At 75.7% G+C, this 20,493-nt stretch carries 17 protein-coding genes and 1 riboswitch; of the genes, 5 read left to right on the plus strand and 12 right to left on the minus strand.

Translation table 11 applies throughout. The features are described 5' to 3' along the window. Nucleotides 1–483: 483 nt before the first annotated feature. Entirely contained in the window at nucleotides 484–798 is a 315-nt protein-coding gene (locus ACIOHG_RS35275) for a hypothetical protein (protein ID WP_400957080.1), read from the minus strand. Nucleotides 799–1,079: 281 nt separating this feature from the next. On the opposite strand from ACIOHG_RS35275, the gene ACIOHG_RS35280 reads away from it, so the two are divergent. Beyond that, on the plus strand, nucleotides 1,080–2,885 hold the full coding sequence (locus ACIOHG_RS35280; protein ID WP_400957082.1) for a hypothetical protein: 1,806 nt from the start codon (nucleotides 1,080–1,082) through the stop codon (nucleotides 2,883–2,885). Nucleotides 2,886–2,898: 13 nt separating this feature from the next. Here ACIOHG_RS35280 and ACIOHG_RS35285 read toward each other — a convergent pair whose 3' ends face one another. The 3 genes from ACIOHG_RS35285 to ACIOHG_RS35295 form a co-directional block, all read right to left on the minus strand. Beyond that, nucleotides 2,899–3,906 carry an NADP-dependent oxidoreductase gene (locus ACIOHG_RS35285; protein WP_400957085.1) on the minus strand — a complete coding sequence of 336 codons (1,008 nt, stop codon included), beginning with the start codon at nucleotides 3,904–3,906 and terminating at the stop codon, nucleotides 2,899–2,901. Between the two features lie 238 nt (nucleotides 3,907–4,144). Further along, nucleotides 4,145–5,065: a serine hydrolase gene (locus ACIOHG_RS35290; protein ID WP_400957088.1), complete on the minus strand. Its 921-nt coding sequence runs from the start codon at nucleotides 5,063–5,065 to the stop codon at nucleotides 4,145–4,147. Between the two features lie 45 nt (nucleotides 5,066–5,110). Continuing rightward, nucleotides 5,111–5,863 carry a phosphotransferase gene (locus ACIOHG_RS35295; RefSeq protein ID WP_400957091.1) on the minus strand — a complete coding sequence of 251 codons (753 nt, stop codon included), beginning with the start codon at nucleotides 5,861–5,863 and terminating at the stop codon, nucleotides 5,111–5,113. 558 nt (nucleotides 5,864–6,421) lie between these two features. Here ACIOHG_RS35295 and ACIOHG_RS35300 point away from each other — a divergent pair. Together ACIOHG_RS35300 and ACIOHG_RS35305 are read left to right on the plus strand one after the other, a co-directional pair. Then, nucleotides 6,422–6,673, plus strand: coding sequence for a hypothetical protein (locus ACIOHG_RS35300; RefSeq protein ID WP_400957094.1), 252 nt, complete (start codon nucleotides 6,422–6,424; stop codon nucleotides 6,671–6,673). A 93-nt stretch (nucleotides 6,674–6,766) separates the two neighbouring features. Then, nucleotides 6,767–7,615 carry a hypothetical protein gene (locus ACIOHG_RS35305; RefSeq protein WP_400957096.1) on the plus strand — a complete coding sequence of 283 codons (849 nt, stop codon included), beginning with the start codon at nucleotides 6,767–6,769 and terminating at the stop codon, nucleotides 7,613–7,615. A 253-nt stretch (nucleotides 7,616–7,868) separates the two neighbouring features. On the opposite strand, the gene ACIOHG_RS35310 is transcribed toward ACIOHG_RS35305, so the two are convergent. After that, nucleotides 7,869–8,528, minus strand: coding sequence for a zinc ribbon domain-containing protein (locus tag ACIOHG_RS35310; protein ID WP_400957099.1), 660 nt, complete (start codon nucleotides 8,526–8,528; stop codon nucleotides 7,869–7,871). 144 nt (nucleotides 8,529–8,672) lie between these two features. After that, complete coding sequence (locus ACIOHG_RS35315; protein WP_400957102.1) at nucleotides 8,673–10,016, minus strand: NAD(P)/FAD-dependent oxidoreductase; 1,344 nt, start codon at nucleotides 10,014–10,016, stop codon at nucleotides 8,673–8,675. Between the two features lie 196 nt (nucleotides 10,017–10,212). Here ACIOHG_RS35315 and ACIOHG_RS35320 point away from each other — a divergent pair, with 196 nt between their 5' ends. After that, the gene (locus tag ACIOHG_RS35320) at nucleotides 10,213–11,961 is read left to right on the plus strand and encodes a sodium:proton exchanger (protein ID WP_400957105.1); all 1,749 of its coding nucleotides are present in this window, start codon (nucleotides 10,213–10,215) and stop codon (nucleotides 11,959–11,961) included. A 37-nt stretch (nucleotides 11,962–11,998) separates the two neighbouring features. Here the strand turns inward: ACIOHG_RS35320 and ACIOHG_RS35325 are convergent, their stop codons facing one another. The 4 genes from ACIOHG_RS35325 to ACIOHG_RS35340 form a co-directional block, all read right to left on the minus strand. Further along, the gene (locus tag ACIOHG_RS35325; protein ID WP_400957108.1) at nucleotides 11,999–12,277 is read right to left on the minus strand and encodes a hypothetical protein; all 279 of its coding nucleotides are present in this window, start codon (nucleotides 12,275–12,277) and stop codon (nucleotides 11,999–12,001) included. Between the two features lie 52 nt (nucleotides 12,278–12,329). Beyond that, nucleotides 12,330–13,298 (minus strand): CehA/McbA family metallohydrolase, encoded by a 969-nt coding sequence (locus ACIOHG_RS35330; protein ID WP_400957111.1) that lies wholly within the window; start codon nucleotides 13,296–13,298, stop codon nucleotides 12,330–12,332. 84 nt (nucleotides 13,299–13,382) lie between these two features. After that, complete coding sequence (locus tag ACIOHG_RS35335) at nucleotides 13,383–13,853, minus strand: NUDIX hydrolase (protein ID WP_400957114.1); 471 nt, start codon at nucleotides 13,851–13,853, stop codon at nucleotides 13,383–13,385. A 240-nt stretch (nucleotides 13,854–14,093) separates the two neighbouring features. Then, nucleotides 14,094–16,313 (minus strand): NADP-dependent isocitrate dehydrogenase, encoded by a 2,220-nt coding sequence (locus tag ACIOHG_RS35340; RefSeq protein WP_400957117.1) that lies wholly within the window; start codon nucleotides 16,311–16,313, stop codon nucleotides 14,094–14,096. Between the two features lie 332 nt (nucleotides 16,314–16,645). Beyond that, a riboswitch (cyclic di-AMP (ydaO/yuaA leader) is annotated at nucleotides 16,646–16,798 on the plus strand. A 17-nt stretch (nucleotides 16,799–16,815) separates the two neighbouring features. Here ACIOHG_RS35340 and ACIOHG_RS35345 point away from each other — a divergent pair. Beyond that, a complete protein-coding gene (locus ACIOHG_RS35345; protein ID WP_400957120.1) occupies nucleotides 16,816–17,952 on the plus strand; it encodes a family 16 glycosylhydrolase in 1,137 nt (378 codons plus the stop codon). Nucleotides 17,953–18,026: 74 nt separating this feature from the next. On the opposite strand, the gene ACIOHG_RS35350 is transcribed toward ACIOHG_RS35345, so the two are convergent. Together ACIOHG_RS35350 and ACIOHG_RS35355 are read right to left on the minus strand one after the other, a co-directional pair. Then, entirely contained in the window at nucleotides 18,027–18,500 is a 474-nt protein-coding gene (locus ACIOHG_RS35350; RefSeq protein WP_400957123.1) for a DUF732 domain-containing protein, read from the minus strand. 129 nt (nucleotides 18,501–18,629) lie between these two features. Then, nucleotides 18,630–20,102, minus strand: a complete 1,473-nt coding sequence (locus ACIOHG_RS35355; protein ID WP_400957125.1) for an SDR family oxidoreductase — start codon at nucleotides 20,100–20,102, stop codon at nucleotides 18,630–18,632. Nucleotides 20,103–20,493 lie beyond the last annotated feature (391 nt).

Genomic DNA, 20,493 nt, shown 5'->3' on the forward strand with positions numbered 1-20,493 from the left:
GTCCGGCGCTCGCACCCGAGCACCGGCATGGGCACGGTGGCCCTGTACGGTGCGCCGGACCGGGGCCGGGTGGACGTCTCGCCGTGGTCGGGGCGGGACGCGCAGACATGCCGGGACCGCTCGTTCGGCCCCCTTCGGCCGCGGCGACGCCGAGCACCGGATGGTCCCGGGCCGGCCGTACTCGTCCGTGGTCGCGCCGGAGACCGGGCGAACGTCGTGGACGGCGGTGCCGGACGCGGTGCGGCTGGAGCCCGGCGCCGATGTCGCGGTCATCACCGCCGCCCAACTCCGCGACGTGGTGGCCCGGTTGATCGGCGCGGGGCAGTGGACGGCGACCCCGTCACCTGGGCGAGGAACGGGTGGCCATCAGCACCGCGCCCCGCTGCTACGACAGCGCCACCGTCCGGCGCGACCCTGCGGTGTCCGGTGCGGTGAGAGGGCGGGCCGGGTGCTGGGGGGCAGGTGGGGGTTCGACGACGGGCTCTACGTCCGGCGCAGCGGCGGCCGCTCCAGTACCTCGACGTACACGATCCGTCCGTCCAGCACGTCCAGCGCCAGCATGCCCCGTTCGGGCAGCAGCGGCACGCACCGGTGGCCGGGGCCGCAGGGGGTGCCGGGCGGGTGGGGGGCCGTGGCGAAGCTCTGGCAGAAGTCGTCGCCGCAGCCGCACTCCGCGACCAGGCGGAGGGCGGGCAGTTGTTCGGCCAGGGCGGTTTCGTCCTCCGCCGTCAGCAGGGCGGCCAGTTCGGCGACCAGTTCGGGAAACTCCTCGCCCACCAGGGGGTGTTCAGTGCTCACGGGCCGGACGGTAGCGCCCCGGGCCGCCCGCGTTCGAACGGTTTTCGCCCGGGCGGGCCGAGCAGGGGTCCGCGCACAGGGGGCGCGGGGCGGAGCCGTTCACGCGGATGGCGCAACCATCCGATGAGCCGCTCGTTGATCCGGCCGACATGCAGGGCAGTCCGAGCCGTGGTTTGGAGCGGTCGATGGATCTCCGTACGCTGCCCCGGCCGCGGCTCGCCGCGCCGGGCCCCGGGAAGCGGCCAGGGAAGGGTCAACTGGGCTTTGCGGAAGCCGCGTTGGTGCGGCACTACCGGCGGCTGGTGTGCCTGGCGTACCTGACCCTGCCGGCCGACCGGGGGCGGCACGCCCGGGTGACGGCCGCGCACGCGGCGGTGCAGCGCTCGCTGCCGCTGCTCGGGGGCGGCGGTCCGACCGGGGCGGCGGAACCGACGGAGCCGGCGGACGACGGGTACCCGGCGGCCCGAGTCCGGGTGCTGCGGGCCGCGCTGCGGCGGCCCCGGTTCGGCGGGCCGGCGCTGCCCCGGGTCTGGGGGCTGCGCCTGTTCACGCCCCCGGGCGACCCGGATGCCGAACTGGACGCCCGGCTGGCCGAGTTGACCGCCGAGGCGCGGGCCGGTTTCGCCGTGCAGGCCCTGGACGGGCTGGACGCCCCGGCCGCCGCCGAGGTGCTGGCCTGGGCGGGGGCCGAGACCCCGGTCGCCTCGGCCCGGGCCGGGGCCGAACTCCTCGCCCTGATCGGCGGGTTGGACCACGTCGCGGGCGACCTGCCGCCCGGCTACGACGCCTGCTCGGTGCACCTGCGCCCCGGCGACCTGCTGCGCCGCCGTCGCCGGACCGTCCTGCTGGTGGCCGCCACCCTGGCCGCCGCCCTCACCGCCACGGTCGTTCCGGCGCTCAACCCACCGGACACACAAGGGAGTTCCGCACTCGCCACGACCGCCGCCCCGCCCGAGCGCCGCGCCGACGACCTGTGGCGGCAGACCGCCCGGCTCGGCCTGGGCGTCTGGCCGGCCCGCGGCGACCGGCTGGACGACGCGCCACTGCTGGAGCGCGCCGCGGCGGCCTGGCGGCGGGCCGCACCCGGCACCCCGGGCGTCTCGGCGGAGCCGGGCAGCACCGCCACCGGACCCGCCGGATCGACCCAACTCCTTTACGCGGGAAGGGTGGACGGCGCGAGCACGGTGCTGCTGACGGACGGGCGGAGCCTGGCCCGGTACACCGAGGACGGCGGCGCCCCGGCACTCGCACTCGGCCCGGCGGAGGACAGCGACGTGACGGCGGGCGCGGCGGTGGCGCTGCACCGCGGCCCGGGTGGTACGCGGTACCTGCTGGCACCGTGGGTCGCGGCGGCGGCGACCCGGCAGTTGGACCGTCCGGACAATGCGGAGCGGCCGCTCGGCGTCGTGGCGGGGGTGACCGACCCGGTGCCGGGCGCGCCGACGGCGGGGTGCGCGGGGCCGGTGCTGCAGTTGCGGTCCGATCCGGTGGTGGCGGAGCAGCACGCCTTCCTGCTGGCCGACCTGGGCGGTCTGACGCCCGCGCACCTGACCTGGACGCCGCCGCCGGACCCTGCGGCGCCCGCCCGGCCGCCGCGCGAGGCGGTGGGGACGCAGGCGCTGCGGCGGTGGGCGGCGGGGGCCTGCGAGGTGCCCGAAGCGCGGCCGGGTGTACGGCAGTTGAACCTGTGGGAGTTCGCCGACCAGGCACTGCCGCAGAACGCGGGCGAGCTGGCCTGGGTCTGCCTGCGGGCCGACCACTGGGACGGTTCGGGGAGCGCGGCCGCGGTGGCGCTGCCGCCGGGCGGGGCCCGGACGGTGCGGCTGGGCCGGGCGGAGGGGCGGGCGTGCAGCCGCTACGCGCAGGACACCGTGGCCCAGTACCGCTGGCGGGCGCCGAACGGTACCGAGTTCCTGCTGGTGGCGGCGAGCCGCCGGATCGCCCGCCTCACCGTCACCACCGCCGGGCGCCGGGTCGACCAGCCCGCCCCGGCCACCCGCACCCTGGCGCTGGACAATCCGGGCCCGGGCCCGGCCACCGTCGAGGCGACCACCGCGACGGGCGCCCGGCTGCGTCCGATCGGCTGAACCGACCTGCTGACTAAGGGAGTTCGAGCACCAGCTTGCCGGTGTTGGCGCCGCTGAACAGCATCTGCAGGGTCTCGGGGAAGGTCTCGATGCCGCCGCGCACCAGGTGCTCGCGGGCGGTGAGCCGGCCCTCGGCGATCCAGCCCGCCATCTCCTTCGCGGCCTCCCGGTAGCGGGCGGCGTGGTCGAACACCACGAAGCCCTCCATCCGGGCCCGACGGACCAGCAGGGACAGGTAGTTGGCGGGGCCCTGCACGGACTGCTCGTTGTTGTACTGGCTGATCGCGCCGCAGATCACCACCCGGGCGTGCATGGCGAGCCTGGTCAGCGCGGCGTCCAGGATCTCGCCGCCGACGTTGTCGAAGTAGACGTCGATGCCGTCGGGGGCGTGGGTGCGCAGCGCCCGGCGGACGTCCTCGGTGCGGTAGTCGACGGCCGCGTCGAAGCCCAACTCCCCGGTCAGCCAGGCGCACTTGTCGGGTCCGCCGGCGATGCCGACCACCCGGCAGCCCTTGAGCTTGGCGATCTGGCCGACCAGGCTGCCGACCGCCCCGGCCGCGCCGGAGACCACCACGGTCTCGCCCTCGCGGAGCGCGCCGACCTCCAGCAGGCCGAAGTAGGCGGTCATGCCGGGCATGCCGAGCGCGCCGAGGTAGGTGGGCAGCGGGGCGAGCGCCGGGTCGACCTTGTGGGTGCCGCGGCCGTCGGAGACCGCGTACTCCTGGACGCCGAAGGTGCCGGTGACGAACTCGCCGACCTGGAAGCCGGGGTGGGCGGACTCGACCACCTCGACCACCGAGCCGGCCCGCATCACCTCGCCGAGGCCGACCGGCGGCAGGTAGGAGGGGCGGTCGTCGAGCCAGCCGCGCATCGCCGGGTCCAACGACAGGAAGCGGGTCCGGCCGAGGAAGGAGCCCTCCGGCAGCGCGCCGACCGGCTCCTCGACGAGGGACCAGTCCTCCGGCCGGACGGGGCCGACGGGGCGACGGGCGAGGCGGATCTGACGGTTCGTGGCCTGCATGGGGCTTCTCCTGCGGGACGGCGTTCACCAGGGCTGCGGTGCGGGCCGCCCGTGCTCGGGGGACCGGCGGCCCGGTCCGACCCGACCGAGTCTAAGCAAGCGCTCAGTCAGCTGGCTAGGCCGGAGCTCTCCCCCGCCCGATTCCCGCGACGCTCAGCAGGTGGTGTCCTCGGCGGCCAGCCGCCGACGTCCACAGCGCGCGCCCGGCCCCGAGGTGCGACCGGAGTCCTGCGCCCCGTCATCCACCGGTGGTCCCGCCGCGCAGCAGGGCGACGGCGCGGGCCGCCGCGGTGCCGATGGCGCGGTTGATCGCCGCGTCGTCGGAGCCCGGGCGGGAGCGGGTGAACACGGCGGCCGCGTACCGCCGCCCGTCGGGGTGGGTGACGACGCCGACCTCGTTGCGGACCACGCCGACCAGGCTGCCGCTCTTGGCGGCGACCCGTACCGGCGGGCGGAACCCGGCGGCGAGGCGGTGCCTGGTCAGCTGCCGGCCCATCAGGGTCCGCACCCGGGCGCAGGCGGCGGGCGGACCGGCCCGGTCGGTCCAGATCGCGTCCAGCAGTTCGGCCATGTCGCGGGCGGTGGTGCGGGTGGAGCACAGCGGGTCCAGTGCCCGGCCGGTGAACAGGCTGTCGTCGGCGGCGGCGAGCTCGTCCGCGCTCGCGGTGGCGGTCCAGGCCAGCGCGTCGGACCAGTCGGCGCGGCCGAGGTCCCGGCCGAGGGTGTCGAGCAGGGACTGCAGGTCCCCGGCAAGGTGGGTGCCGGTCAGGCCGAGCCGAGCGGCGGTGGCGTTCACCGCGTCGACGCCGACCCGGCGCAGCAGGGCGTCGGTGGTGGCGTTGTCGCTGATCGTCAGCATCAGTACCGCGGCGTCGCGCAGCGAGAGTTCGGTGTCGTCCTCGAACAGCGACAGCCCGACCGGGCCCGGGGTCCGCTCCCCCGCCCGGAGCAGCAGCCGCTCGCGCGGGTCCAGCCGGCCGTCCGCGAAAGCGCTTTCCACCTCCAGTGCGACCTGTACCTTCAGCACCGAGGCGGGCGCCATCGCCGCCTCCGCGCGCACCGCCACCTCGGCGCCGCGCTCCGCCCCGTCCAGTGCGCGGACGCACAACGCGCCTTCGCAGCCCGCCGATTCGAAGATCTCGTGGAATTCGTTCGTCATGGGAGGAGTCTCCCGGACGGCTCCGGGGAGCGGCCTCCCCGGTCCTCACATCCGGGCCCGCAGGGCGTCGACCTCGCAGCCCGGGGCGTGGGGGTCGAAGCCGTGGGTGATCAGCCAGCGGATCGCGAGCAGGCTGCGCAGCGACCACCAGGCGTGGATCACGTCGAGGTCGACGTCGACGCCTGGGCCGTAGCCGGCCAGGAGGTCGTCGAGGTGGTCCTCGTGGCCGAGGGTGAAGGTGGCGAGGTCGTACAGCGGGTCGCCGCGGCCCGCCTCGGACCAGTCGATGATGCCGGTGACCCGGTCGCCGTCCAGGAAGATGTGGGCGATCTGCAGGTCGCCGTGGGTGAAGGCGGGCGTCCAGGGGCGGAACGCGGCCTCGGCGACCTGGCGGTTGCGGGTGACCAGGTCGGCGGGCAGGATGCCCTCGGCCACCAACGCGGCGCACTCGGCGTCGAGTTCGGCGGCCACTTCGGCGGCGCTCCGTCCGGCCCGGCCGGTCCGGGGCGGCAGCGGCGCGTCGTGGAGTTGCCGGATGGCGGCGCCCGCCGCGGCCCAGGCCGTCGGCGATCCGGTGGCGGGGCCGCCGAGTCGGCCGAGCGTGCTGCCCGGGAGCGCGGCCAGCGCCAGCACGGGTGGCTGGTGCCACAGGACGCGCGGGGTCGGCACCGGCGCGAGGGCCATCGCCTCGACCTCGGCGGCCGCCCGGGCCCGGTCGGCGTCCACCTTCAGGAACACGTCCCCGACCCGCAGCGTGGCGCGTTCGGCGTGGGCGACGACGACTTCGACCTCATCCATGGCCGACCATTATCCCGGGGCGGGCCCGCCGCGTCGCCGGGTTTGTCACCTGCGGTGACGGCGCCGCAACCGACCGGTCGTCGAGCCGGGCCGGTCGACGGCAGGGTGGACGGGCCACCGCCCGGCCGGGGCCGGGTGGCGGTCGCGGGAGGGGAAGGCGTCCGGGCCGGAGCCCCCGGCGCGGTTCAGGGCGCTCCGGTCCGTCGCCCCGACTCGGCACCGGCCGCCGCCGCCTGACGGCAGCTCCGGCGCCGCACCGGATCGGCCGGCGCGCCCCGGGCGTCGAGCGCCCCGTCCGACCCGCCGGCCCCGGACGCCCCGTCGGCTCCGTCGACCCCGTCGGCTCCGTCCGCGCCCTCGGCAGCATTCGTCCGGCGAGTGCACGAGCCGCCCCCGAGTCGGCCGGCCCACCGTGGAGCGGCGCGATGCGCGGTGGTGCGAACGAGCCGCCCGGGGTCGCTCTTGCGCCACACCGGCCGATTGCCCGCCATGAGTTTCTACACCTCTGTAGAGTGAGCCTGTTCGCCCCCCGCCGACCGGACTCGAAGGAGGCCCGCAGTGCTCTCTCCGCTGCCGCAGACCGACGCCGCCTGGTGCCCCCCGGAGGACGACGTCCGCCCCGCCTACCAGCCGGTCGAAGTCCTCCTGGAGGCGCCCGACACCTGGGCCGTGGGCCGGATCAACGCCTGGTGGCACGACCCCGAGGGCCGGCTCTGGTGCCGCCTGCGCCTGCTCGGCGCCACCACCGGCTCCCGCTGGCACCGCTACGACCCGGAGCAGATCCTGCTCCTCCCCACCGTCGGCACCTGAGCTTCCCCGGTCGGTCCCGCCCGGCCCTGGTGCGGCCCGCCGCAGGCAAACCCTTTCCACCCTGCGGCGATCCGCGTGCGAAGATCTTCCGCCATGGAGAACACCTCGAACACCCCGAACACCGCGAATGCCTCGGACGCCCCGGACGCCCCGGACGCCGGGCCGGCGGAGTGGGACGGCCTGAGCCTCGCCGAGCAGGTGCTGGTGCGGCGGGCCGTGAGCGGGTACCGGCCGGGCGGGGTGCCGCAGCACCTGGCGGCGGTGCTGCGCTGGTCGGGGTCGTCGGAGGTGCCGGCGCTGCGCAGTGTGACGGCCGCCGAACAGGGGCGGTGGGTGCCGGAGTTGGGGGTGGCGCTGCTGCGGCTGGTCGGGACCGGGTGGCTGACGGTGCGGCGGGTCGGCGGGGGCTTCCCGTGCGAGGGCGACCCAGAGGTGGCCGGGCCGGAGCTGGCGCGGCTGGCGGCCGATCCGGCGACCTGGCTGTGGTCGCCGACGGGCGGGGCGGACGTGACGCTGCGGGCCACCGGGGCCGGGCGGCGGCGCTGGGAGGCCCGGGCGTACCCGCCGGACGGGCCGCCGTCCTTCCTGGAGCTGGAGCTCGCGGACGAGGAGGAGCGGCAGATCCGGGTCTGCGCGCTGGAGGCGAGCGGCTGGCTGACCGGCCCGTTCGGCCACTACCCGGACCTGCCGCCGGAGTTGGCGGGCGAGGAGCTGCGGGCGCACGTGGCGGCCGAGACCGCCGTCCTGGCGCGGTTCGCCCGCGCGGGGCTGGTCGAGGTCCAGCACTTCGCGGCGCCGGAGTGCGAGGACTTCACCGTGGTCCCGCCGGACGGCCTGGTCGAGGCGTTCGGCGACCGGGCGCTGCGCTGCGACGACCGCGAGGAGTGGGGCGTCGGCTTCACCTGCCTGCTGGTCCAGGACCGGGCGTACGCGCTGCGCTGAGACCCGGCGGACCGGGGCCTGGGCCGGGGACGTCGGGGCGGTGGACGGCGGCGCCGTCGAGGCCGGCCGTGGTGCGCCGCGAGGTGACCAGGACCAGGCAGCGCGGACCGGTCGGATCGCCCCGGCCGAACCTCCCCCGGCCGAATCCCCCGGCCGAGCCGTTCCCGAGCCGGCGGCCGTCCCGCGTCGGGCCGTGCGCCCGGCACTCGCATCCTACGAGCGGGGCGCACGGACCCGGACCGGGGACGGGGCGTCAGCGCCTGGTGCCGCAGGAGGGGCAGAAGGCGGAGTTCGCGGGCACCTCGGCGTGGCAGGAGGTGCACTGCGGGGGCTGGGCGAGGCGGTAGCCGCAGCCGGGGCAGAACGGGGTGCCGTGGGTCTCGGCGTTGCACTGCGGGCAGACCAGTTGGCGCGGGGTGGTGACGTCGAAGGTCTGCGCCTGGTTCTGGCCGTGGTTGTAGGCGTTCTGGGTGACGGCGTCGTTGAGGCCGCGCTGCTGGGCGGCCTGCGCCTCGGCGGCGGTGTCGGGGGCGCAGCCGAGGCAGAGGCCCTGGGCGGCGTTCCAGCAGCGGGCGCAGACGTAGTGGGTGCAGCGGGCGCAGCGGTGGAAGTGCTGCTGGGCGTTGCCGATGGCGCGCTGGAAGGCGGCGTCGCGGCCGCTGCCCCAACTGGCGCCGGCCAGGCCGTCGGCGGCGTTGCTGATGCCGTTGGTGGCGCTGCCGCCGAGCAGGCTCCAGGCGGCGTTGACGCCCTTGTTGATCCAGCTCGCGGCCTGGCCGGTGCGGAAGGGTTCGAACTCGGAGCGCCAGGTGTCGTAGCAGCGCGAGCAGGAGAACTCGAACTGGAAGCCCGCGCCGGTGCCGTGCTGCTCGCACAGGTCCCGGTAGTTGTTGCTGAAGTAGATCTCGTTCACGCTGCCCGAACCCCCACTGGATCTCTGCGGTCTCGCCACACAGGCTGCCACACGCCTGTAGTAGCCCGGTACGGGGGCCGGGCAGTTTTCCGCCCGCCGCCCGGACGGTGTACGGAGGGTCGGCCGCCGGCGCGGTGGGCGGGGTCAGCCGCCGAACAGGACCGGTCCCAGTACCGAGGGACGGAACAGCGCGGTGGGCGGTTCCACCATCGCGGCGACCCGCTGGAACGCCCCGGCGACCCGCCCGTCGGTGGTGGCGCGGGCCAGCACCCGGTCCAGGAAGCGGTGCTGGACCCGGACCAGGGCGCCGGAGGGGCCGCCGGTGGTGGCGGGGAAGCGGACGTCCTCGGCGGCGGCCATCGTCCAGGGGGTGCGGGTGGCGGCGGCGACGGCCTGCCGGCAGGCCCGGACGGCGGCGGGGCCGAGGTCGCCGTGCTGCCGGACGGCGTCGCGCAGGGCGCGGGCGCCGAGCGCGGCGACGGTCAGGCCCTGCCCGTAGACCGGGTTGAAGGTGCAGGAGGCGTCGCCGAGGGCGAGGAAGCCGGCGGGGGCGGAGCGCTCGTAGTGCCGCCACACGCCGGGGCCGGGGAGGAAGCCGCGGGCCGGGCCGACGGGGACGGCGCCGTCCAGCGCCGCGGCGAGCGCCGGGTCCCGGAGCAGGCCGAGCTGCTGCTCGAACTCCTCGCCGTGCAGCGCGGGTTCGAAGCCGCGCATGCCGCCGACGCTGAGCAGCCAGCGGTCGTCCTCGACGGGCAGCACGACGGCGAAGCGGCCGTGCTCGGGGGCCCGGGTCTGGACGTAGAGGGCGAGCGGGCGGCCCGGGTGCCCGGCGGGGCGGCGGTAGAAGCGGGAGGCGTAGGCGACGCCGGCGTCGACCCGTTCGGTAGGGACGGCAGGGGCGCCCAGTTCCTCGAACCAGCGCTCGGCCCGGGTGCCGCGCCCGGTGGCGTCGACGACCAGGTCGGCGGGCAGTTCGCGGACCTCGGCGTCGGCGCTGCCGCGGTCGCGGACCCGGACGCCGGTGACGGCGGGCCGGCCGCCGAGCAGGCCGACGGCCTCCGTCCCCTCAAGGACCTCGATGGCGGGTTCGCCGCGGACCCGGCGCAGCACCAGGTGGTCGAGCACCGTGCGGGTGCAGCTGAGGAACGCCAGGTCGCTCGGGCAGGCGGCGAGCCGGCCGGCGGCGGTGACCCAGTCCAGCGCGTCGCCGGTCGGGACCCGGGTGGCGCCGGCGGCGAGGAGTTCGTCCCGGGTGCCGGGCATCAGCTCCTCCAGGACGCGGTGCCCGGCCTCCAGCAGCAGGTGCCCGTGCCGGGCCTGCGGGACGCCGGGCCGGAAGTCGGGCCGCTCCGGGTACCGGTCGCGTTCGACCAGCACGATCCTGCTCGCCGTGCCGCGCAGCGCCCAGGCCGCCAGGCAGCCCGCGATCCCGCCGCCGATCACCACAGCCGTCCCGCGGTCGCCGACCGCCCTCCCCGGAGAAGTCATGGCCCGAACGGTAACCGATCCGCCGCGCAGCGTCACCGGAACGCCGCGGTCCGCCGGACGCCCGCCCGGCGCTCCAGCAGCACGGCGGGGGCGCGCCCGGCACGGAAGGGGAGCACGCGGCGAGGGGTGGGCCGTCCGGGGGACCCGGCGGGCGCGTGGCGGACCGGGCGCCGGGTTCCCGTCATGGGATGGGCGCATGACCTCTGAGCAGATCCTGATCGGGGCCGGGCTGACCGTGGTGCTGGCGGTCGCCTCCCAACTGCTGGCCGCCCGGGTGCGCGTCCCCGCGATCATCGTGCTGCTGCCGGTGGGCTTCGCGGCGGGCGCGGTCACCGACGACATCCGTCCCGACCGGCTGATCGGCCCGTCCTTCCCGCCGCTGGTCTCGCTCGCCGTCGCGGTCATCCTGTACGACGCCGGGCTGGGCCTGGACCTGCGCCGGCTGACCGGCGCCACCCGGCGGACGGTGGTCCGGCTGGTGTGGATCGGCACCGTGCTGACCGCGCCGGCGGCCGGGTTCGCGGCCGCGCCGCTGCTCGGCATGTCGGGGGCGGCGGCGGCGATGCTCGGCACGATCCTGGTGGTGTCGGGGCCGACCGTGGTCGGGCCGCTGCTGAACTTCGTCCGGCCCACCGAGCGGGTGCAGCGGGTGCTGGTCTGGGAGGGCTCGCTGATCGACGCGGTCGGCGGCATCCTCGGCGCGCTGGTGTTCCACGCGCTGGTCGAGGAACGGCACCGGCAGTTCGGCCTCGGCCTGCTGGAGTTCGCGGCCAGCGTCGCCGTCGGGCTGGCCGGCGGGGCGCTCGGGGCGCTGCTCCTGTGGTGGCTGCTGGTGCGGGTGCGGCTCGGCGAAGTGCTGGCCACCAGCGCCCAGTTGGCGGCCGTGGTGGGGGTCGCGGCGGTCTGCGACGCGGTCCGCGACGACACCGGGCTGATCGCCGCGATCGTGATGGGCGTGGTGGTCGCCACCGTCCCCGCCTTCGACCTGCCGGCCCGCCGCACCTTCTTCGAGACGCTGGTCTCGCTGATCGTCGGCGTGCTGTTCGTGTCGATCTCCTCCACCGTCACCTGGGCCTCGGTGCGGCCGGTGCTGCTGCCCGCGCTGGGGCTGGTCGCCGTGCTGGTGCTGGTGGTGCGGCCGGTGGTGGCGGCGCTGTCCACCGTCCGCACCGGCCTGTCCGAGGGCGAGCGGGCCTTCCTGGGCTGGATGGCGCCGCGCGGGATCGTCGCCGCGTCCACCGCCGCGACCTTCTCGGCGGGGCTGGCCGAGGCGGGCTTCGAGGGCGCCGACAAGATCCTGCCCGCGACCTTCCTGGTGATCGTCGCCACCGTCACCCTGTACGGCCTGACCGCCGTCCCCGTCGCCCGGCTGCTGAAGGTGACCCGCCCGGCCCGGTCCCGCCCGCTGCTGGTCGGCGGCGAGCCCTGGACGGTCGAACTCGCCGGGGTGCTCCGCTCGGCCGGCCTGGACGTGCTGCTCTGGGCGGGCCGGGACGAGCAGCGCGAGCGGATCGCCGCCGCCGGGCTCGAACTCGCCGACGGCGAACTGCTCGCCACCGCGCTCGGCGAGGGCGCCGAGCAGGAGGGCATCACCGCGGTCTACCTGCTCACCGCCGAGGACGAGTTCAACGCGCTGGCCGCGGCCGTCCTGCACGACGAGTCCGGCATCCCCGTGTACCGGCTGCCCGCCGCCGCGCCCGGCCCTGGCGTGACCGGCGCTACCCCCGCGACCGCCTTGCTGCCCGCCGGCCTCACCGGCCCCGAACTCGCCCGCCGCCACGCCGCGGGCGCCCCCCTCCTGCGCCGCCCCGCCGACGGCGACCTCCCGCCCGGCCACGACCTCCTGTTCACCCTCGACCGCGCCGGACACCTCCGCCCCGCCACCACCCACGGCACCCCCGCCGACACCACCGAACGCATCGTCCTCGGCCCGGCCCCGTCCTGACGGAGCATCAGCTCCCCCGAGCCCGGCGGGGTGGCGGTCACAGGCCGTCGTAGGAGGAGAGGACGCCGCCGAGGGCGACCAGGCCGGCGGTCAGGCCGAGCGGTACGGCCAGCCAGGCCGCCGTGCGGCTGCTGCCGGTGCGGTGGGCGTGGCGGACGGCGGCGAGGGAGAGGCCCAGGGCGAGCAGGGCGAAGGGGAGGGCGATCACCCGGAGCCAGCCGTTCCGGAGCAGGCCGGCGAGCAGGAGGCCCGCGCCGAGGGCCAGGGCCGGGAGCGTCCACGGGTTCGGTTCGCGGCGGGTGCGCTCGAAGTCCATCCGGGCATTCAAGCGCAAGGCTCGTACGTATCGCAACCATTTTGATCGGGCGTCAGTCGGCGAGCAGGATCGGGTTGCCGAGCGCGGCGACCCGGCCGTCCGGGTGGCGGAGTTCGACGCGGACGAAGGCGCTCTCGCGGGCGTCCGTGGTCCAGCGGACCGTGCCGTCCGCCCCGGCGGGGGCGGTGTGGGCGCGGCCGCGCACGGTGTGGAAGCGGACCAGCGGATCGGCGACACCGGAGACCCGGACGGCCACCTCGACGGGGCGCCCGGCGGTGGCCAGCCGGTCGCCGGCCAGGGCGGTGCGGTCGGCCGCCGTGGCGGTGAACTCCAGTTCCACGGTGGCGGATTCGGCGATCCAGCTGCGCCCGGCCCGGACGGCGGCGAGGATCGCGGCGGCGCTCCGCTCCGGCGCCCGGACCACCAGCTGCGGGGTGCCGAGCTGCCCGGCCAGGTGCGCGTCACTGCTCCCGACGGCGGGCTGCCAGCGGCCGGTGTCCCTGTGGCCCGCGCCCGTGCGGCCCGCGCCCGCGCGGACGGCGGTGCCGAGGCGGCGGCCCCACTCGGCGAGCGCGGCCCCGTTGTCGGTGCTCCACGGAAACTCCGCGCCCCACGGCCCGTTCCACACCTCGACCGCGTCGAACGACTCCAGCGGGAACATCAACTCCCCACCGGGGTAGGGCGCGTGGGGATGTGCGGCAACACAGAGCCCACCCGCCGCCCGGACCTCTCCCAGCGCCCGGTCGACGGACTCCGCCCCGAACGGGCCGACCCGGTCGGCAGCGTCCCCGAGCGCCAGCCAGTGGCCGGTGCGGGTCACCACCTCCTGCCCGGGGACGATCAGCAGATCGCCGGTGTCGCGCCAACTCCCGGCGTCGAAGGGCTGGTTGTGCTCGGTGACGGCGAGGAAGTCCAGCCCGGCGGCCCGCGCCTCCGCCACCAGCTGCTCCGGCGTCAGCTCCCCGCCGCCGGAGCGCACCGTGTGCGCGTGCAGGTCGCCCCGGTACCAGCGCTCCACCACCCGCCACCACCTCCCGAACCGTCGACGGGTTTCCTCGACCGGTTCGTCAACGGCCGGGCGGGACGCGGCCGTTCCGGCCGGGCGTCAGCCGAGGGCGAACCAGGGGGACGGGGTGTCGGCGAGCGCCTTCTCCAGCAGCAGGGCGTCGTTGGCGGAGAGCGGCGGCAGCGCGTCCAGCGGCCACCAGGCGACGTCCAGCGACTCATCGTCGTTGACGCGCGCCTCGCCACCGAGCGGGCGGCAGCGGAAGGCGATGTTCAGGTACTGCGCCCGGTCCCCGTTGGCGCATACCATGGGCGGCAGGGTGACCATGCTGGTGATCCGCTCGGGCCGGACCCGGACGCCCGTCTCCTCCTCCACCTCGCGCGCCACCGCGTCCGCGGGCTGCTCCCCGGGCTCCAGCACCCCGTGCAGCAGCGCCCAACGCCCGCTGTCGGAGCGGCGGTTGAGCAGCAGACGGCTATCCTCGACCACCACCGCAGTGACGCCGGAGAGCCAGAGCGGATCGTGGCCGACGTACTCGCGCAGGTCCAGGATGAATTGCGGCGTGGGCATAGCGCGCAGCCTAGTGCTCGGGCGGCGGATCACGGCGCCGACCGGGCCGTGCACGGCCCGTACGGGGGTTCAGCTCCCGGCCCGGCCCACGAACGAGGTACCGCCCAGCACAAGGATTCGCATGGCGCCCGACCCTAGCGGTCCCCGGGCCGGGGCGGACACGGCAGCGGGACGCCGCCGCGGGCATCCCCCGGAGGGGTCCCGCGACGGCGTCCCGTCGGTCCGTCGGCGGACGGTGCGTCAGGCCAGCGTGGCGATCGCGTCGTTGAGGGTCTTCGACGGGCGCATCACGGCGGCGGCCTTGGCCGGGTCGGGCTGGTAGTAGCCGCCGAGGTCGGCGGGCCGGCCCTGGACGGCGATCAGCTCGTCGACGATGGTCTGCTCCTGCTCGGCCAGGGTCGCGGCGAGCGGGGCGAACGCGGCGGCGAGCGCGGCGTCCTCGGTCTGGGCGGCCAGCTCCTGGGCCCAGTACAGGGCCAGGTAGAGGTGGCTGCCGCGGTTGTCGATGCCGCCGAGGCGGCGCGAGGGCGACTTGTCCTCGTTGAGGAAGGTGCCGGTGGCGCGGTCCAGGGTGTCGGCGAGGACCTGGGCGCTCGCGTTGCCGGTGGTGGCGGCCAGGTGCTCGAAGGAGGCGGCCAGCGCGAAGAACTCGCCGAGCGAGTCCCAGCGCAGGTAGTTCTCCTTGACCAGCTGCTGGACGTGCTTCGGGGCGGAGCCGCCGGCGCCGGTCTCGAACAGGCCGCCGCCCGCCATCAGCGGGACGACCGACAGCATCTTGGCGCTGGTGCCCAGCTCCAGGATCGGGAACAGGTCGGTCAGGTAGTCGCGCAGCACGTTGCCGGTGACCGAGATGGTGTTCTCGCCGCGGCGGATCCGCTCCAGCGAGAGCTTGGTGGCCTCGACCGGGGACAGGATCTGGATGTCCAGGCCCTCGGTGTCGTGCTCGGGCAGGTACTTGTTGACCTTCTCGATCAGCACGGCGTCGTGGGCGCGGTTCTCGTCCAGCCAGAACACGGCCGGGTCACCGGTGGCGCGGGCGCGGGTGACGGCCAGCTTGACCCAGTCCTGGATCGGCAGGTCCTTGGTCTGGCAGGCGCGGAAGATGTCGCCGGCGGCGACGGCCTGCTCCAGGACGGTCTCGCCGTTGGCGTCGACCAGGCGGACGGTGCCGGCGGCGGGGATCTCGAAGGTCTTGTCGTGGCTGCCGTACTCCTCGGCGGCCTGGGCCATCAGGCCGACGTTCGGGACCGAGCCGATGGTGGCCGGGTCGAGGGCGCCGTTGGTACGGCAGTCGTCGATGGTGGCCTGGTAGACGCCCGCGTAGGAGCTGTCCGGGATGACGGCGAGGGTGTCGGCCTCGTTGCCGTCCGGGCCCCACATGTGGCCGGAGGTGCGGATCATGGCCGGCATCGAGGCGTCGACGATGACGTCGCTGGGGACGTGCAGGTTGGTGATGCCCTTGTCGGAGTCGACCATGGCGAGGGCCGGGCCGTCGGCGAGCTCGGCGTCGAAGGACGCCTTGATCTCGGCGCCGTTGGGGAGCTTGTCCAGGCCGGCCAGGATGCCGCCGAGGCCGTTGTTCGGGTTCAGACCGGCGGCGGCCAGGTCGGCGCCGAACGCGGCGAAGGTCTTCGGGAAGAAGGCGCGGACCACGTGGCCGAACAGGATCGGGTCGGAGACCTTCATCATGGTGGCCTTGAGGTGCACCGAGAACAGCACGCCCTCGGCCTTGGCGCGGGCGACCTGCGCGGCCAGGAACTCGTTCAGGGCGGCGGCGCGCATCACCGAGGCGTCGACCACCTCGCCGGCCAGCACCGGGACCTTCTCGCGCAGCACGGTGACGGTGCCGTCCTCGGCGACCAGCTCGATGCGCAGCGCGCCGTCCTGGGCGATGACGGTGGACTTCTCGGTGGACGCGAAGTCGTTGGCGCCCATGGTGGCGACGTTGGTCTTCGAGTCGGCCGTCCAGGCGCCCATCCGGTGCGGGTGGGTCTTGGCGTAGTTCTTCACCGACAGCGGGGCGCGGCGGTCGGAGTTGCCCTCGCGCAGCACCGGGTTGACGGCGGAGCCCTTGACCTTGTCGTAGCGGGCGCGGACGTCGCGCTCCTCGTCGGTCTGCGGGTCGTCCGGGTACTCGGGCAGCGCGTAGCCCTGGGCCTGCAGCTCGGCGATGGCAGCCTTGAGCTGCGGGACGGAGGCCGAGATGTTCGGCAGCTTGATGATGTTGGCGCCGGGGGTCTTGGCCAGCTCGCCCAGCTCGGCGAGGGCGTCCGCGATGCGCTGGTCCTCCTGGAGGTACTCCGGGAAGACGGCGATGATCCGACCGGCCAGCGAGATGTCCCGGGTCTCCACGCGCACACCGGCGGTCGAGGCGTAGGCCTGGACGACCGGCAGGAACGAGTACGTGGCGAGGGCCGGGGCCTCGTCCGTGTGGGTGTAGATGATGGTCGAGTCAGTCACCGTAGCTCCAGCTTCCACGTCTGCAACGTCTTGACGTCAAGATATCTCGTTCCGGGGGCATCTCCGCAACCAACCCCCCGCGCGCCGTCCGCCGAACGGGCCGCGACCGGCTCCGGGCGCCCCGCGAAAGCGCTGCGGGTGCCCTGCGCATGCTCGGCGGGCGCGCGGCGAATGCGCGGCGGGCGCCCGGTGGACACGCCTCGGGCGCTCCGCGGGCGCCCCGGCGGAGCGACAATTGTCTTATACACGCCCAGAAGCTAGCCTGCTCCGACGCCCGCCGAGCTGCGGGCCCCGCGGCCGGGACGCCCAATCCCGTCCACCCGGCAGCGGCACACCGAGACACGAAGCGGACGGGAGCGGGGGAACCAGGTCAGTACGCCTCGGCCCCCGCACACCCGCGGACGGCCGCGGCTCGGGGTGAAGCCGTCCCACGGACGGCCGGGCCACTCGCGCGGCCCGAACCCGACAGCTCACCTCGCAGGCGTCGCCGAGGAACACCACCATGCGCCTTTCCGCCTCCCCTGCCAGGGTGGCCGCCGCGACCGCCGCGACCGGCCTCGCCGTCGCCGCGTTCGCCCTGGCCGGCCCCGACACCGCCGACGCCGCCGGGCAGCACCGCCCGGCCAAGCACCGCAGCTGGGCCACCGCCGCGCCGACCACCGGCACACCGACCACCGCCGTACCGACGCCGACCGGCCCGTCCGCCCCGTCCCCGAACCCGACGGCCGCCACGACCTCGGCGCCGGCCCAGTCGCCGGCTCCGTCCGCGGACCCGACGACGCCGCTGCCGAGCCGGTCGCCGTTCGCCACGCCGACGGCCTCCGCTCCGGCCACTCCCTCCGCCCCCTCCGCCCCGTCCGCGACCGCCACGCCCCGGCCGACCGCGTCCACGACGCCGACGGCGGGCGGCACCGTTCCGGGCGTGCCGACCTGGCAGGACGACTTCACCGCCGCCTCGGTGCCGCTCGGCGGCTGGACCGGCTGCAGCGCCAACGGGCCGCTGCAGACCAGCCACTGCACGGGGCTGCCGGCCGCGGTGGACGCCAAGTGGTGGGCGTACCCGTCCGGGTGGAAGGACACCTCGAAGAACGGCACGTACGACCCGGCCAGGACGCTGTCCATCGCCGACGGGCAGCTGAACATCCACCTCAACCGGGACGGCGCCGGGACCTGGGTCGCCGCCCCCACCCCGAAGCTGCCGCAGAACACCACCTACGGCACCTACGAGGTCACCTGGAAGGCGACCTGCGCGACCGGCTACAAGGTGGCGTGGCTGCTCTGGCCGGACTCCTACACCTGGCCGCGCGACGGTGAGATCGACTTCCCCGAGGGCGACCTGTGCGGCAACGTCGGCGCCTTCATGCACCGCCAGGGCGCGACGGCCGGCAGCGACCAGGACGCCTACAACGCCGGTACTCCGGTGGCCGGCGCCTGGCACGTCAGCCGGATCGAGTGGCAGGCCAACGACCTGAAGTTCTACCTGGACGGCAAGCTGATCGGCCACTCCACCTCGCGGGTCCCGAACACCCCGATGCACTGGGTCCTGCAGTCCGAGACCGCCCTCGGCGGCACCACCCCGGCGGTCGGCTCCTCCGCCGACATCACCATCGACTCGGTCCGCTTCTGGAAGGCCGGCTGACCCCGCATTCCCTCCGACCTCGCCGCCCGACCGACACCGGCGGCGGGGCCGGCCCGGGCCCATAGGCGACGCTCCTAGACGGCGAAGCCCGGGGTGCCGTCCTTGAGCCACTTCATCACCAGGTCGTACTTCGCACCGCAGAGGTTGACCTGCGCCGTCGAGAGGATCGCCAGCGCCTGCCGGGTGGTGTACCCCTGGCCGACGATCCACTGGGCGCTGTCGGCCAGCGCGGCACCGGGGGCCACCCGCCCGCACCAGCCGTCGCCGACCGCCAGCAGTTGCTGGTCGGAGCGGCCCTGGAACTCGTGCTGCTCCGGGTCGGAGGCACGCACCACGGCCAGGTAGGTCTCCTCGTCGCGCTTCGGCACCGTGGTCGACTTCGGCTCCGGCGACGGGAGCGCCGGGTCGGCGACCGAGGGCGCGACGGGCAGCACCTGCTTGGGCGAGTCGGCGGCCGTCCCGGGCGTGGCGGGGGCCGAGGTGCAGCCGACGGCGAGGGCGGCCAGCAGGACGGTGAGCGGGAGGACGAGCAGGCCGGTTCTGGCCACGGTGGGGTTCTCCTGGGACGGTCGTACAAGATCGGACGCCGGATTCTGTCAGCCCGGGAGGACAACGGGAAAGCGCATTCCGACCGGCCGCGGAGCGGAACAGCCCGGCACCGCGCTCAGGCGTCGCGCTCAGGCGTCGCGCTCCGCGCGGGCCGCTATGTTGCGGGCCATGCCGCCGAAGACGACCGCGTGGAACGGGGCCACCGACCACCAGTAGACCTGGCCGGCCAGGCCGTGCGGGTGGAAGAGGGCGCGCTGGCGGTAGCGGGAGCCGGTGCCGTCGGGGGTGACGGTGAGTTCCAGCCAGGCCAGGCCGGGCAGGCGCATCTCCGCGCGCAGCCGCAGCAGCCGGCCCGGTTCGATCTCCTCGACCCGCCAGAAGTCCAGCGAGTCGCCGACCCTCAGCCGCCCGGGCGAGCGGCGGCCGCGGCGCAGCCCGACGCCACCGGCCACCCGGTCGAGGGCGCCGCGGACCGCCCAGGCGAGCGGGAAGGAGTACCAGCCGTTGGTGCCGCCGATGCCCTCGACCACCCGCCACAGCGCCTCCGGCGGGGCGTCGACCCGGCGTTCGCGGACGTCCCGGTAGAGGCTGCTGCCAGCCCAGTCGGGGTCGGTGGGCAGCGGGTCGCTGGGCGCGCCGGGCAGCGAGGCGGAGGACCAGCGGGTGACCACCTCGTCGTCGCTGACCCGGCGCAGCGCGAGCGAGACGGCCGCGTCGAAGCCGACCGGGCCACCCGGCGGGTCGGGAATCCATTTCGCCAAGTCCCGTTCGGAGCAGACCACTTCGTAGCGCAGCGACTCCACCAGCGGGCGGGCCAGGCCGCTCGGCACGGGGGTGACCAGACCGACCCAGTGCGAGGACAGCCCGGGGGTGAGCACGGGCACGGCGAGGATGGTCCGCCGGTGCAGGCCGGCCAGCCGGGCGTAGCGCTGCATCATGGCGCGGTAGGTGAGCACCTCGGGTCCGCCGATGTCGAAGGCCCGGTCGGTGTCGGGGGTGTCGGGCAGTCCGGCGGCGGCGACCAGCAGGCGCAGCACGTCGCGGACGGCGATCGGCTGGATGCGGGTGTCGACCCAGCGCGGGGTCACCATGACGGGCAGCCGCTCGGTGAGGTGGCGCAGCATCTCGAAGGAGGCGGAGCCGGAGCCGATCACCACGGCGGCCCGCAGTTCGGTGACGGGGGTGCCGCCCGCGCGCAGCGCCCGCCCAGTGGCGACCCGGGAGCGCAGGTGCGGGGAGAGCGTGCCCTCCGGCACGTCGGGCGGGACGAGTCCGCCGAGGTAGACGATCCGCCGGACGCCGGCCGCGGCGGCGGCCCGTCCGAAGGCGCGGGCGGCGTCCCGGTCGACGGTCTCGAAGTCCGCTCCGCCGCCGAGCGAGTGCACCAGGTAGTAGGCGACGTCGACGCCCTCGAAGGCCCCGTCCAGGCTGTCGGGGCGGGTCACGTCGCCGGCCACGACCTCGACGGACGCCCGCCAGGGGTGGTCGCGCAGCCGGGCCGGGTCGCGGGCCAGGCAGCGCACGTGGAATCCGGACGCCAGCAGTTCGGGCACCAGTCGGCCGCCCAGGTATCCGGTCGCCCCGGTCACCAGACATCGCACGTCACGACCTCCTCCGTGTACCCCCTTGCGCCCCCTCGCGGACCATTCGTCGCCCGGCCCGGAACGGATCGTCCGGGGCGCCCGCCCGGTGCCGGGTGCACGGATTGCCTGGCCGCTGTCGACGGATCGCCAACTCCGCCCCGGCCGGTCCGCCTAGCGTGGTCGGCACGGGGGCTCCCCCCGCGGACCGGGAGGCACGGCGCGAACGCCGGCTCCGACCGGCGGAGGTCGTCCCCGTGTGGGCGGGACGAACCGCCGGGGGCGCGGGGGCCACGCGACGGATCGCCGGGTCCGTCCGCACGGTGGCCGCCGGGCCCGGCCGTCACTTCCCCGAGAGGCGGCCGGGCCCGGCGTCGCCCCGTGGCCCGTCCCGGTGGATGCCGCACCGGAT

Source organism: Kitasatospora sp. NPDC088134 (genome assembly GCF_044741705.1).
In the GTDB taxonomy this organism is placed as follows: Bacteria; Actinomycetota; Actinomycetes; order Streptomycetales; family Streptomycetaceae; genus Kitasatospora.